This is a genomic window from Candidatus Vondammii sp. HM_W22, from assembly GCF_022530855.2.
GTDB lineage: Bacteria > Pseudomonadota > Gammaproteobacteria > Chromatiales > Chromatiaceae > Vondammii.
Genome location: NZ_CP099567.1, coordinates 2,494,484 through 2,507,663 on the forward strand (window position 1 = coordinate 2,494,484; position 13,180 = coordinate 2,507,663).

General features: G+C 49.4%; 14 protein-coding genes and 3 pseudogenes. 4 read left to right on the forward strand and 13 right to left on the reverse strand.

What is annotated here, in order from left to right:
- Positions 1-8: 8 nt before the first annotated feature.
- The gene (gene miaB, locus MN084_RS13910; protein ID WP_241087469.1) at positions 9-1,355 is read right to left on the reverse strand and encodes a tRNA (N6-isopentenyl adenosine(37)-C2)-methylthiotransferase MiaB; all 1,347 of its coding nucleotides are present in this window, start codon (positions 1,353-1,355) and stop codon (positions 9-11) included.
- 510 nt (positions 1,356-1,865) lie between these two features.
- Between miaB and MN084_RS13915 the strand changes: the two genes are divergently transcribed.
- The 3 genes from MN084_RS13915 (at position 1,866) to MN084_RS13925 (ending at position 2,919) form a co-directional block, all read left to right on the forward strand.
- Positions 1,866-2,075 (forward strand): transposase, encoded by a 210-nt coding sequence (locus tag MN084_RS13915; protein ID WP_241087468.1) that lies wholly within the window; start codon positions 1,866-1,868, stop codon positions 2,073-2,075.
- A 97-nt stretch (positions 2,076-2,172) separates the two neighbouring features.
- Complete coding sequence (locus MN084_RS13920) at positions 2,173-2,352, forward strand: hypothetical protein (RefSeq protein WP_241087467.1); 180 nt, start codon at positions 2,173-2,175, stop codon at positions 2,350-2,352.
- A gap of 363 nt (positions 2,353-2,715) precedes the next feature.
- Positions 2,716-2,919, forward strand: a complete 204-nt coding sequence (locus tag MN084_RS13925) for a cold-shock protein (RefSeq protein ID WP_241087466.1) — start codon at positions 2,716-2,718, stop codon at positions 2,917-2,919.
- 258 nt (positions 2,920-3,177) lie between these two features.
- Here the strand turns inward: MN084_RS13925 and MN084_RS13930 are convergent, their stop codons facing one another.
- The 3 genes from MN084_RS13930 to MN084_RS13940 form a co-directional block, all read right to left on the reverse strand.
- Positions 3,178-3,681, reverse strand: a complete 504-nt coding sequence (locus MN084_RS13930; RefSeq protein ID WP_241087465.1) for a transposase — start codon at positions 3,679-3,681, stop codon at positions 3,178-3,180.
- Positions 3,663-3,824, reverse strand: a complete 162-nt coding sequence (locus MN084_RS13935) for a transposase (RefSeq protein WP_330178119.1) — start codon at positions 3,822-3,824, stop codon at positions 3,663-3,665. The genes MN084_RS13930 and MN084_RS13935 overlap by 19 nt, the downstream gene beginning before the upstream one ends.
- Before the next feature lie 570 nt (positions 3,825-4,394).
- Entirely contained in the window at positions 4,395-5,312 is a 918-nt protein-coding gene (locus tag MN084_RS13940) for a DMT family transporter (protein ID WP_241087463.1), read from the reverse strand.
- A gap of 291 nt (positions 5,313-5,603) precedes the next feature.
- On the opposite strand from MN084_RS13940, the pseudogene MN084_RS13945 reads away from it, so the two are divergent.
- Positions 5,604-6,831: pseudogene (locus tag MN084_RS13945) on the forward strand (IS256 family transposase).
- A gap of 9 nt (positions 6,832-6,840) precedes the next feature.
- Here MN084_RS13945 and MN084_RS13950 read toward each other — a convergent pair.
- The 9 genes and pseudogenes from MN084_RS13950 to MN084_RS13980 all read right to left on the reverse strand — a co-directional run bounded on the left by MN084_RS13950 (position 6,841) and on the right by MN084_RS13980 (position 12,845).
- The gene (locus MN084_RS13950; RefSeq protein ID WP_241087462.1) at positions 6,841-7,035 is read right to left on the reverse strand and encodes a transposase; all 195 of its coding nucleotides are present in this window, start codon (positions 7,033-7,035) and stop codon (positions 6,841-6,843) included.
- A 185-nt stretch (positions 7,036-7,220) separates the two neighbouring features.
- Positions 7,221-7,367, reverse strand: a complete 147-nt coding sequence (locus MN084_RS13955) for a transposase (RefSeq protein WP_277400116.1) — start codon at positions 7,365-7,367, stop codon at positions 7,221-7,223.
- Between the two features lie 35 nt (positions 7,368-7,402).
- Positions 7,403-7,540, reverse strand: a complete 138-nt coding sequence (locus MN084_RS19855) for a hypothetical protein (protein ID WP_320416385.1) — start codon at positions 7,538-7,540, stop codon at positions 7,403-7,405.
- A gap of 74 nt (positions 7,541-7,614) precedes the next feature.
- Positions 7,615-7,764, reverse strand: coding sequence for a transposase family protein (locus MN084_RS13960; RefSeq protein WP_241085491.1), 150 nt, complete (start codon positions 7,762-7,764; stop codon positions 7,615-7,617).
- A 27-nt stretch (positions 7,765-7,791) separates the two neighbouring features.
- Positions 7,792-7,854: pseudogene (locus MN084_RS19860) on the reverse strand (hypothetical protein); the annotation flags it as partial.
- A gap of 684 nt (positions 7,855-8,538) precedes the next feature.
- The gene (locus MN084_RS13965) at positions 8,539-8,811 is read right to left on the reverse strand and encodes a hypothetical protein (RefSeq protein WP_241087461.1); all 273 of its coding nucleotides are present in this window, start codon (positions 8,809-8,811) and stop codon (positions 8,539-8,541) included.
- A gap of 160 nt (positions 8,812-8,971) precedes the next feature.
- Positions 8,972-10,738, reverse strand: coding sequence for an SLC13 family permease (locus tag MN084_RS13970; RefSeq protein WP_241087460.1), 1,767 nt, complete (start codon positions 10,736-10,738; stop codon positions 8,972-8,974).
- Between the two features lie 359 nt (positions 10,739-11,097).
- Positions 11,098-11,424 (reverse strand): transposase, encoded by a 327-nt coding sequence (locus tag MN084_RS13975; protein ID WP_241087459.1) that lies wholly within the window; start codon positions 11,422-11,424, stop codon positions 11,098-11,100.
- 246 nt (positions 11,425-11,670) lie between these two features.
- Positions 11,671-12,845 (reverse strand): annotated as a pseudogene (locus MN084_RS13980) (IS256 family transposase).
- Between the last annotated feature and the right edge of the window lie 335 nt (positions 12,846-13,180).

A 13,180-nucleotide genomic window follows, 5' to 3' on the forward strand; every position in this document is an offset into this window, starting at 1 on the left:
GAAATCATTCATGAGTGTTGTGCCAAACGGGCTTCAAACAGCTCTCCCCGCAGGGAGTTTGGCAACGCCTCGGTAATTCTAACATCAATGAACTGGCCAATCAGGTTGCCAGGACCATCAAAATTCACCACTCTGTTATTTTCCGTCCGCCCCGCCAACTGATTCGAATCCTTGCGTGAGGTGCGCTCAACCAGCACCCGCTCAACGGTACCCACCATGCGGCGACTGATCTGCTGTGCCATTTCGTTAATCCGCTGCTGCAACCGCTCCAGACGCGCCTGTTTCACGCTGTGGGGCACATCATCCGCCATCTCTGCTGCGGGGGTACCTGGCCGTTGGCTGTAGATAAAGCTGAACGAGTGATCAAAGCCAACGGTTTCAATCAGCTCCATCGTGCGTTCAAAATCGCCTTCACTCTCACCGGGGAAGCCGATGATAAAATCGGATGACAAGCTGATATCAGGGCGCAACTCGCGCAGACGCCGAATCCTGGCCTTATAGTCAAAAGCAGTGTGTCCCCGCTTCATCAGCCCCAGAATACGGTCAGAACCGCTCTGCACCGGCAGATGCAGGTGATTCACCAGCTCCGGCACCTCGCCATAGACATCGATCAACCGATCAGAGAACTGCACCGGGTGGGAGGTGGTGAAGCGGATGCGGTCAATCCCGTCGACGGCCGCCACATACGGAATCAGCAGGGCAAGATCCGCAATCTCTCCGTCGTGCATGGGACCACGATAAGCGTTGACGTTCTGCCCCAGCAGATTGATTTCCCGCACACCCTGCCCTGCCAGGGAAGCCACTTCGGCAATAACATCGTCAAATGGGCGGCTGATCTCTTCTCCACGGGTATAGGGCACGACACAGAAAGTACAATACTTGGAACACCCCTCCATGATGGAGACAAAGGCGGTCGGACCTTCAGAACGCGGTTCCGGCAGGCGGTCAAATTTTTCAATTTCAGGAAAGGAGATATCCACTACCGGCTGATGCTCCCGGCGGACACTGTCCAGCATCTCCGGCAGACGATGCAGGGTCTGCGGACCAAACACCAGATCAACATACGGGGCACGTTGGCGAATGGCATCCCCTTCCTGACTGGCAACACATCCACCGACCCCGATAACCAACTCAGGACGCTTCTCTTTCCAGGTACGCCAGCGCCCCAACTGGGAGAACACCTTCTCCTGCGCCTTCTCTCTGATAGAGCAGGTATTGAGCAGCAGGAGATCAGCCTCTTCCGGATGATCGGTCAATTCAAAGCCATGAGATTCATTGAGCAGATCCGACATCTTTGCAGAGTCGTACTCATTCATCTGACAGCCAAAAGTTTTAATATAAAGTTTGCCGTACATGGACGATATGGAAATTGCCAAAAGGCGCAGTAGCCTACATTCTATATTAGCTCTTTTCCAGCAATCTTTGAGCTTACTGGGAATTTATCTGGTGGATTCAAGTTGTAAGTGCATCATCTGTGCTCTTCAGAAAGAGGATGTATTCAGCTCCAAAGTGCATCACCTGGATGACTAAAACAAAGATGATCTGAATGCTTGGTAAAATGAGGTTGTGAAGTCTCATTTACACAGTGAGAAGCACAAATCATGTCATATCATCATATGGAAACCTCTAAAAACCTTCCCAAATCAGCGATAAGCTAGTAACCAATTCAACCAACCATTGATAAAAGCCATGCAACCAAGTTTTTTTGATCATCAAGACCAACTTGAACTCCTTGAGCAATTGGGAGACCCGCTGCCAAAGCTGGAAAAGACCGTAGACTAGAAGGCTTTTCGGGTATTGTTGGCTCAGTTTGTAAAAACAGTGATCCCGGTAAAGGTGGGCGTCCACCTTACAATGCGGTACTGATGTTCAGTGATAACAAACCCCGCCAGAAGGATGTTGAAACCCACTGGACCATGAAGCATGGCGAAACCCACTATGGGTACAAAAGCCACATCAGCATAAACCGGAAGCACAAGGTCATTCGCAAGTACGCCATCACATCAGCTGAAGTTCATGATAGCCAGATCTTCAAGGAACTGCTGGATGAGAACAACAATAATGGCAGTATCTGAGCCAATTCTGCTTACCGCAGTATAAAATGGGAAGCCGCTTTACCGGGGTGCGCATTACCGCAGTCACATTCATCGCAAATCGACACGCAAACGCCCTTTGAATGAACGGGAGCAAGAGGCAAACCGAAAACGATCAAGAGTTCGGGCTCGAGTTGAGCACGTGTTTGCCCAGCAGGCCAATCAACTAGTGCGTAGCATCGGGCAAGCCAGCGTCGGCGTGAAGGTTGGTATGAATTTGGTGTACAACATACGTCGATTGGTGTGGCTGGCCGGATGAAGCGAGGTATAGATATGGATGTTGCCAAAAAAACGAGTGTGAAGATGCCGGACTCTCCTGATTTGCTAGAGACTATCGGACTTTGTTAGGTTTTTAGAGGTTCCTTATTAATATTCTACAGCGCGTCCATCTGGCAACCCGATGGCCCTACGAAATGCTGAAGATAAGGATCTTCACTGGATTATGAAGAATAGTCTCTAAAAATTCTTGTTTTCTGATCAAGTATCCAATATAGTGCCGGCATTGCAGTGTTCTTGTAGTTTTTCGGCAGCTCCTTCGTAGTTCGTGGCAGATTCTTCCGTAACCGCTCGACAAGCGTCTGCATATACATCAAGTTCAATTATATATTTTAAGGTAACCGGTATGGCTACAGGTACAGTTAAGTGGTTCAGTGACGAAAAAGGCTTCGGCTTCATCACACCTTCCGATGGCACTAAGGACGTATTCGTTCATCACAGTGCTATCCAGGGTAATGGCTTCAAGTCATTGGCTGAAGGACAGACAGTATCCTTCGACGTTGAGCAGGGTCAGAAAGGCCCCAGCGCAACTAACGTCGTACCTCAGTAAATCTGAGCTCCAGGTATTAACCACCCGAGGAAAAGCCCCGCTATATAGCGGGGCTTTTTTGTCTCCACTCTGCCAACGTCCTCACTGAGTCTGGTTCGTGTATGCACCTTCCCACCAAGATAGCGAAGTAAGGGCTTACAATATAGGACAATTCGGCTTAAGGAACCTCTAAAAACCTAACAAAGTCCGATAGTCTCTAGCAAATATGGAAAGCCCGGACTCTTGATCGTTTTCGATTTGCCTCTTGCTCCCGTTCATTCAAAGGGCATTTGCGTATCGACTTGCAATGAATATGACGGCGGTAATGCGCCCCCCCCTCGGTAAAATGATGTCCTGTTCTACACGGCGGTAAGCAGAATCAGCCCAGACGCTCCCATTACTCTTGTTCTCATCCAGCCGTTCCTCAAAGACTTGGCTATCATGAACTTCAGCTGATGTGATGGCGTACTTGCGAATGACCTTGTGCTTCCGGTTTATGCTGATGTGGCTTTTGTACTCATAGTGGGTTTCGCCATACTTCATGGTCCAGTGGGCTTCAACATTCTTCTGGTGGCGTTTGTTATCACTCCATGTCTCAGGGCTGCCCCCATTTTTGATTTGCCTATTTTCCTCTCGCGTATTGCGTTGCCTGGGTACTGGAGCGATAGCGGCATCTACAATCTGTCCCTTGCGAGCACTGAAGCCTGCTGCATCAATCTGGATCAACAGCTCTGAAAAAAGTTTATCAACAAGGCCCCGTTCTTTCAGGTGCCCACGATACACCCAAACCGCTTTGGCATCGGGTACCTTACCCTTCCCGGGCTCAGCCCAAGAAAACGACAAAAGCTATAGCGATCCCGAATTTGGAACCCTGTTTGATCATCGGGAAAATTGAATAAATGCTGTAGGACCAATACCTTGAACATCAGTACCACATCGTAAAGTGGACGCCCGCCTTTACAGGGACCACTGTTTTTATAAACTGAGCCCAACAATACCCGAAAAGCCTTCTAGTCTACGGTCTTTTCCAGCCTTGGCAGCGGGACTCCCAATTGCTCAAGAAGTTCAAGCTGGTCTTGATGATCAAAAAACTCGGTTGCATGGCTTTCATCAATGGTTGGTTGAGTTGGTTACTACTTTATCGCCGATTTTGGAAGATTCTTAGAGACTCCCTTAAGCTAGTGTCTCACTTCTTCCTGTCGAGGCTTGCGCCGCCGAATCTGCAAGCCAACCCGGATGCCCTTGAGCAACTGCGGGATATCTCTTTATTCCAGACGTATAGCCACAACGGAAAAATACTCCGATGATGAGGCGCTGCTACGGCAGTCAGGCTCAACGGCGGTGTTTAATATTTACACTGAAGCCCGTGGTGCCAGTTTTGCGGAACGCTTTGAAGCGCAAAACTACATTTAAAGAAATCAAAGAAACAGAGCCGCTATAATTTGGGAAGCATGATTTTGCTCATCTCTCATTGAGAGTGGCTGAATAGGATTTTATCAACGATTTGAAGCGTCTCTTTTTACAAGGTGCAACAGATAGCTTTTCGGCATAATGATCAGGATATTTCCCGCTAACACCAATGCCACACCCGAGGCTGAGCTCATTGTCCACTGATAGCCTTCAAACAGGGTTGAAATTCCTAGGGCGACCAATGGAAACAGAACCATGGCGTAGGCGGCTTTTTCCGGGCCGATACGGCCCAGCAATGTAAGGTAGCTGCCAAAGGCGAGTACCGAGCCAAAAAGTGCTAGGTAGAAAAGTGACACACTGTAACCCAGTGAGTCGTCATAATTGAACGGAACACTCTGCAGTATGGCAGTCATGGCCAATATTAGGGCACCATAGGTCATGCCAAAAGCGTTAGTCTGAATGACCGGTAGTTTTTGCTGCTGATTATGTGCAGATATGATGTTTCCCAGCGAAGCGATAAATGTCCCCAGCAGGGTTAATCCCACGCCTGTCAGTGATGCCGTATTACTTTGAAGATTGGTTAGCTCCGGGCTGAAAATGAGTGCTATACCAACCAATCCAAGCAGAGCACCGGTGACCATCAATGGACTAACCGGTTTTCGGAAGAAAAGAGCGCTGTTGGCGATATTCATCAGAACAATTGTGGAGAAAATCACCGCTATCAGTCCACTGGTAAGCTCTGAGGTGGCCCAGTAGATAACCAGATAGTTCAGGCAAAACAGTAGCAATCCCTGAAGCGCCATCCACAGATGCTGCTGTGGGCTGAAGCGTAGTGGTAACCCGCGAAACAGGCACCAGGCAAACAGAATCAACGCAGCCAATGCAAAACGATAAGCAATGGAAAGCTCTGGATTCACCCCTCCAAGCTGGAACTTGATGGCAAAAAAGGTCGAACCCCAGATAAAGACAGCAGAGAAATAGAGGCTGATTGAGTGTGTAAGCATGGATAATTCCAATCGACAGTTACTGATCTGTGAAGGGAGTGTTATACGCCATTATTAATTATTAAAGAAACTAATTATTTTGATGCTATTCATTTGCTATTCTGAGAGAATCATCAATCTTGAGATGGACTGCTAATTTCCCAGTGAAGAGGATATTTGATGTGTATTCAGCTGTTGTGTGGAGGTAGATTGCATTGGCAAATCGCTCTTTGTTGCGGGAACGAGGCTGTCCTGTAATTCTATGTAACTGCCTGTTATTAAACCCAAACATAGGGAGAGGATAGGCAGATAATCGACAAGAAAGAGCTCCAGGCGATAGCCCAAGCGGCCGCTAAAAACATCAAAACTGAAGAAGATCTCAACGAGTTTCGGCAAATGCAGCCCAGAATCACGGTCGATGCAGCACTCAATGCTGAACTGGCTGATCATCTTGGCTTTGCCAAGCATCAACAATCCGAAGCGAGTAATAGCCGCAACGGCACGACCAGCAAGACCTTGCAAACGGAAGATGGCCAGTTTGAACTGGATACCCCGCGAGATAGAGCGGGCAGCTTTGAACCTCAGCTAGTTAAGAAGCACCAGCGTCGATTTACCTCAATGGATGACAAGATCCTCTTCTTGTATGCCCAAGGTATGACAACCCGCGAAATCGTCACGACATTCAAGGAGATGTATGGGGCCGATGTCTCTGCCACACTCATATCCAAAGTCACTGATGCAGTTATCGAACAGGTTGTTGAATGGCAATCTCGCCCCCTGGATGCGATTTATCCTATTGTTTATCTGGACTGCATTGTCGTTAAAATCAGGCAAGACAAGAAAGTGGTCAACAAAGCGATTTACCTCGCTCTGGGCGTTAACCTGGAAGGCCACAAGGAATTATTGGGGATGTGGCTATCGGAGAATGAGGGGGCCAAATTCTGGCTGAACGTGTTGACAGAGCTTCAGAATCGCGGTGTGAAGGATATTTTGATTGCCTGTGTCGATGGCTTAAAAGGCTTTCCTGATGCCATCAACACGGCTTTCCCGAATATCCAGCTCTATAATTGTGCATATGCTACGGAACTCGATGAAGTAGCTGCCCTGGAAAGACTACAAGCCTGTGGCGGCTGATTTGAAAAAGAGTTACCAGTCCATCACCGAGGAAGAAGCTTTACCGGCGCAGGGTAAATTCTCTGACCGATGGGACAACAAACACCCCCGGATGAGCCGCTCCTGGAGTGCCCATTGGTAGAATCTCAACACGCTGTTCAACTACCCGGAGGACATACGAAAGGTGATCTACACGACCAACGCCACTGAGTCACTGAGTCACTGAGTCACTGAGTCACTGAACAGCGTCATTCGCAAAGTGATCAAAAAGCGGAAGTTGTTTCCAACCGATGACTCGGCAAAGAAGGTAATCTATCTGGCAATCCAGGCCGCATCGAAAAAGTGGACAACGCCGATCCGTCATTGGGAACCAGCACTGAATGGATTTATCATTGAGTTCGAAGAACGCTTGGCGGAATATATTTAACCCGGGCAGTTACACAGAAAACTTTACAGGCTCGCGGAAACCTCTGCTACGCACCTTGATCATCTTGATTCGGCTGTTGAGGCCTTCTGCCGAACCATTACTTACTTCCAAAACAACAGCGTTCAATATTTCCCACAGATGATCCTTGATTGTTCCCGCCACTTTCTTGATTGGCTCCAGGCCACTGCGCATTGCCCATGGCAACCACCGCTCCCGGCCTTTCCTTGCTCATGTCTTGAGAGTGACATGGCAAACTCTTTGATCGCCCAGGCACGGGCAATCCTCAGCGTGCTGTCACGTAGCGCCTTAACCGCAATTTCTGTCGGCGTGTCATGTTCTCCGGGTTGCAGGGCTAGTCATACTGGCTGCCTTTAGGGCCCTCATAGCCATCAGCGCTTTGTGCTCTTGGCAGCGTGTACCTTGTCTACTGCTTCACCGAGATACTTGGCGACATGGAGTTTATCAAAGGCAATCTTCTCTTCAGCCCTAGGCAGGCTTTTCAGTGTGGCATTGATAAAGGCTGGCCACATATCCATGGAGACACTCTCTATCGCTTCTCGCTGCTCCTCTGTCAGACTTTCGTACCATGTGCTTTAAGCGTCGCCTTTTTGCGGTCACTGCCCACGTGTGGCACTGTACCTGCATCCTGGCCTGGTAAGACTGTTGCATAATCATGGCGTTTCTTGAAGACCGTCTCATCAACACCTATCGTGTTGAGCTGATCTCTGTTCTACGTGCCAGTCCTCGCTTAACCTCTCGCTGCATAATTCCATCAATGGCATTCTAACTCAGCCCCATCAATCGGGAGACTACCGAGATCGATACCTCTTTCAACCAGTCGATCACCAGTGCCTCAAACATTGCAGTAAATCCAGAGCCCGGTTCCGCCCAGGAAACTGGCACGGTGACCATCCCATGTTCTTCACACTTCACTCTGGGCGCATCTGCTACCAAAATAGTTTTGTACTGGCAGGTGTCCAGGTGCCGCCAGCGGCGCTTCCGTGAGTCATAGTCCGGTGACAGAGGTTAAACAACACTGCTTGGCACCTACCTCCTGCTCAACGTGTACCGTTACCTTTCCCTCTGACAGAGCCAACTCTAACCTGCCAAGGGGCTCTTGATACCCAGGATTTGGACGTGACGTATAGATCTTTATCTCTCATAGGGGGGCACGTTGATTTACCCACTCAATTAGGGGAAGAACCGATTTTAGAAGACATTACTCGCAAGGACTATATAGCGTTGCTAGATGCTGTCGTAAATCGAGGAGCGAAAATTGTTGCTCTCAAAGGTCAAGCAGTTGTTAGCGCAGTAGCTTCGCCGTACAGCGTAGCCATATTGAATCAAACCCCATTCTGGGCTTAGGTAAAGTGCGCTAGGCACTAAAGAAATACCCCGGTCAAGAGTGTGCTTAACCCGGCTAAGATAACTACACTGCTCAAAGGGCTGGATGATTGGTCAGCCCACGACACTATCAAGTTGGCTATTCGCTTCATTCTAGCATCCGGGCAACGTGTGGCAACGGGTATGGCGTGGAAAAATGTAGACCTGATAAGGGAACCTCTAAAAACCCGACAAAGGCCAATAGTCTCTGGCAAATCCGGAGAGCCCAGTATTTTCACGCTCATTTTTCTGGCAACATCCATATCCATGGCTTGCTTTATCCGGCCAGCTACACCAATCGATGCATGTTGCACACCAAATTTATCATACCAATCTTCCCGCCGGCTTGGCTTGCCCGATGCTACGCACCAGTCGATTGGCCTGCTGGGCAAACACGTGCTCAACTCGAGCCCGAACTCTTGATCGTTTTCGGTTTGCCTCTTGCTCCCGTTCATTCAAAGGGCGTTTGCCTGTCGGCTTGCGATGAATCTGACTGCGGCAAGCAAAATCGGCCCAGACGCTGCCATTACTGTTGTTCTCATCCCGCAGTTCTTCCGAAGACTTGGCTAAGGAGTTCAAGTTGGCATTGATGATCAAAAAAGCTCGGTTGCATGGCTTTTATCAATGATTGCTTGAAGTTGGTTACTATTATCGCTGATTTGGGAAGGGTTTTTAGAGGCTCCCTTAAACTTTTTGCCGTCTGGCTGGCTCCCATCGGCGTCCGCCTATCCTAAAAATATCCGGCTGATGTCGCTATTCATAATGGCCAGACCCATAGAATCATCGGAATGGAGACCAGAACAACCAATATCTCCAGTGGCAGACCCATCCGCCAGTAGTCACCGAAACGGTAGCCACCCGGCCCCATTATCAGCGTATTGTTCTTGTGCCCAATGGGCGTGAGGAAGGCACAGGAGGCAGCTACTGCTACCGTCATCAAGAAGGGATCTGGATTCACCTGCAGTCTGACGGCAATAGGCGCAACAATCACCGCCGTTGCCGTGTTGTTCATCACATCCGACAGGGTCATGGTAATAGTCATCAGCAGTACAAGCACCACGACTAGCGAGTAGCCAGCTGATAAACCGACGATCAGATCGGCTATCTGCGCAGTCCCTCCACTGCTCTCCAGGGCAGTTCCGATAGGGATCATTGATCCCACCAGGACGATCACCGGCCATTCCACTGAATTGTAGATTTGCCGTGAATGTACGATCTTCAGCATCGCATAGAGAGCGACCACCCCAGAAAGAGCGACAGGAAGATACAAAATATCTAGCGATGACAAAAGGATGGCGGCAGCAAATATCCCCGCAGCAAGCAACGCCTTGTCCCGCTGTATAAGCTCCAAGCCGCGTTGTGCCAGGGGAAGGGTTCCAAGCCAGCCACTAATTTCACTGAGTCGTTTATTGGGGCCAAAAAGCAGCAACACATCACCCGCCTGTATTTTCAGTTTTCTCACGCGGTCACGGAATTGATGTCCCTGCCGCGAAACGCCAAGCAGAGTGATATCGTGCCGGTACTGCAGCCGCAGAGAGAGTGCGGAGCGTCCCTCGATACGTGCCTCCCTGGGCACTACAACCTCCAGCAGAGAGACATTATCATCAGTCAGCACCTCAGTTTCTGTCCCCTTCTGCCGAAAATCGAGCCCCATCACACCGACAAAGCCATCCAGAGCTTCGGGACCGGATTCAATCACCAGTATGTCTCCCTCCTGAATCTCGGCCCATCTGGCACGCCCCGACAGCCGGACACCTTTGCGTACTACCCCTGCGATCAAGACATCGTTCTCTTCTGCGGTGCTATCAAGCTGACGCACTCGTTGACCGATTGCCTTCGACCCTTCGGGCACATGCAGTTCGGTAAGGTAACCGCTGATATCCATCAACTCCTTGGAGATATCCTGCTTCTGGCGATCGACCGAGATCAGCCGCCATCCAATGGAGGCAACATAAATCACCCCGGCTACGGCACAAGCCAGACCGACCGGGGTGAAATCAAACATGGAGAAGCCTCTACCCAGATTTTTTTCTCTGAATTCTGCAATAATAATGTTCGGCGGCGTACCAATGAGTGTGATCATGCCCCCGAGGATAGAGGCAAAAGAGAGTGGCATTAGTGTGAAAGCCGGACTGCGCTTAGCTTTTCTTGCAGCCTGCAGATCGACGGGCATCAGCAATGCCAATGCCGCAACATTGTTCATCACCGCAGAGAGCAATGCTGAGATTCCAGACATTGCAGCGATGTGCGCCTTCATGGAATGGGACAGTTTACCAACCTGACGGGCCAAGAGCTCTATCGCCCCGGAGTTGGAGAGTCCGCGGCTGATAATAAGTACCAGCGCAGTAATAATGGTGGCGGGATGGCCAAAACCGGAAAATGCCTGACCTTTTGGCACCACACCAATGACCAGTGCTGCGATCAGGGCAACAAAAGCTACAAGATCGTACCGCCACCGTCCCCATATGAGAAACACAAAGATAAATATCAATAGTGTATAAAGTACGATCTGATCCGTCGTCATAGCACTCTTCTCAGATTTATTATTCCTACAGCCAGCTTGCCACAATAGAAAATAGCTCAATAATTCAATAAAAATATCTTTGGATCTCATCCAACTATAGACGGCCTCTATCGGGAATATCAGTCTGTAACCAACGTCAAAACAACCAAGCTACCATCTACAGCCAAAATTAGTTTCTGATTTCCCTATCATCACACCTTCCCGGCTAAACTTATCTGTCAATCACTACTGTCCGGTAAAAATGCTATGCCCCGGTTCTAACATGATATTGTCTGTATAAGATTTAGGGAGCCTCAGATTAATTCTGGATCAGATGGATGACGAGTGGTGGTTCTTTCCCTAGATTGAGTGGGTAAGTATCACCCAATCACTCCCTCAGGATAAAGATTCAGCCCTCCAAGGTGGAAGTAGATTGCATTGGCAAACCGCTCCTTGTTTCGGAAACCTCTGCTACGCACCTTGATCATCTTGATTCGGCTGTTGAGACCTTCTGCCAGACCATTACTTACTTCCAAAACAACAGTGTTCAATATTCCCCACAGACGATCCTTGATTGTTCCCGCCACTTTCTTGATTAGCTCCAGGCTACTGCCCATGACAACCACCGCTCGCGGCATAATTCCATCAATGGCATTCCAACTCAGCCCCATCAATCGGAAGACTGTCGAGATGGATGCCTCTTTCAACTAGTCAATCACCAGCGCCTCAAACATTGCAGTAAATCCAGAGCCCGGTTCCGCCAGCGGCGCTTGCGTGAGTCATAGCCTGGTGAGATCTGCCCACAGGTTGGACAACACTGCTTGGCACCTGCCTCTTACTCAACCTGTACCGTTACCTCTCCCTCTGACAGAGCCAACTCTACACTGCTAACCTGCCGAGGGCTTGATACCCAGGATCTGGGTGTATAGATCTTTATCTCTCATAGGGGTACGTTAATCTGCCCAGTCAATTAGGGAAAGAGCCCATTTATCTATCCCGACTCCATCTTTTAAATGGCACCCTTTTATTACCTTGGCGAAATAATTAAACTCGCGCAGCTTGCGCCAGTTTTTCTCAGCACATTGGCTGAGCTTGAACAGCATATGCAGCGGATAAACAGCCCTTGGGGCGCTTCGTGCGATGACGGATAGTGGCAAACGTCGATTCAATAGGATTGTCGTCCTGAAGCCCCTTGCCGGTGCTGAGCGGGAAAATCATATTCACAAATAGCTCCAAGGCTTTCTCTGCATTATCCCGGGTATCGGCTTGCCGGATATCGTGCAACGCCTGCTTGGCTTTTGGCTGTAATGACTTCGGCAAGGTATTGAGCACATGACCCGTTTTATGCATCCAGCCGCATTGCTGACGGGTTTCCGGGTAGGTCCCATCCAAGGCGGCCCGGAACCCATGGCACCATCACCGATAACCAGTGCCAGACTGTCCATGCCACGCGATCCCAACTCCAGCAGGACTTCATGCCAGCTCTGCGTCGACTCCCGGACACCATTTTCTATCACCAGAAAATGCTTCTCACCCCGTTCATTGACACCAATAATAAATGCGTAGAGTTTTACCTTTTCAGCTCTCAGGCCACTGTAGATGCCGTCTATCCAGATGTATACCCAGCGAGCTTTGTCCAATCTGGTGGTACACCAATCCCGATACTCCTGTACCTATACCTGCTTCAGTCGGGAAACCGTACTGGCGGATAGCCCTTTTGCTTCCGGGCCAACCCGCACCTTGAGTGCTTCCCCCATCTCACCGCGGCTTACACCCTTGAGATACAGCCAGGCAATCGCAGCTTCCAGCGAACGGGTTTTGCAAATATAGGGAGGGACCAACGCAGCGTGGAAAGTGACCGGGTCTCCAGACCTAGAGCGTACCTTGGGTACCTTCACGGTCACTGGACCTAGCCTGTCTGGATGACTTGTTACCGGCAGGTAGCCATTGCCTACGGCAGCAGCATGACCATGCTCGGTTTGTTGTCCGGCAACTAGGATAACAAGGCTTGCAACTCTGCTTCTATCGCTTGTTCAATCAGCTTTCGGGCTCCCATTCTGGGCAACTCTGTCGGTGGATCAGCGATCTGCTCTCGATCTTCGATCGAAATAATTGTATTCCTACCCATGGTGGCATATCTCAGTTAGTTGTTTGATTACTTTGCAGTTTCAAGTCAACCAGATACGCCGCTTTTTTCGGTGCCTGTCAAACACCACCTTCAGTTATATCTCGCTTTATTGTGCCTGGATAATGCTAGCGGAAAATCAGATCTAAAAAGTTCAAGAAATTCAGACCCTCAGCATGACACTTCAGGGACGACTAATTAGTCAGTGGCTATTGAAGAACGATTGAAAAAGGATACAGAAGCGGATGGCATTTTTTTAGGCTCAATACCACGGTCTTGGTTCAATATTATGGGAACCTCTAAAAAATCGACAAAGGCCAATAGTCTTTAGCAAATCG

Excerpts from the sequence above, each read along its gene's own strand:
- miaB (WP_241087469.1), bottom strand. The coding sequence starts at position 1,355 with ATGTACGGCAAACTTTATATTAAAACTTTTGGCTGTCAGATGAATGAG.
- MN084_RS13915 (WP_241087468.1), top strand. The coding sequence starts at position 1,866 with ATGTTCAGTGATAACAAACCCCGCCAGAAGGATGTTGAAACCCACTGG.
- MN084_RS13925 (WP_241087466.1), top strand. The coding sequence starts at position 2,716 with ATGGCTACAGGTACAGTTAAGTGGTTCAGTGACGAAAAAGGCTTCGGC.
- MN084_RS13935 (WP_330178119.1), bottom strand. The coding sequence starts at position 3,824 with ATGTTCAAGGTATTGGTCCTACAGCATTTATTCAATTTTCCCGATGAT.
- MN084_RS13940 (WP_241087463.1), bottom strand. The coding sequence starts at position 5,312 with ATGCTTACACACTCAATCAGCCTCTATTTCTCTGCTGTCTTTATCTGG.
- MN084_RS13955 (WP_277400116.1), bottom strand. The coding sequence starts at position 7,367 with ATGGATATGTGGCCAGCCTTTATCAATGCCACACTGAAAAGCCTGCCT.
- MN084_RS13970 (WP_241087460.1), bottom strand. The coding sequence starts at position 10,738 with ATGACGACGGATCAGATCGTACTTTATACACTATTGATATTTATCTTT.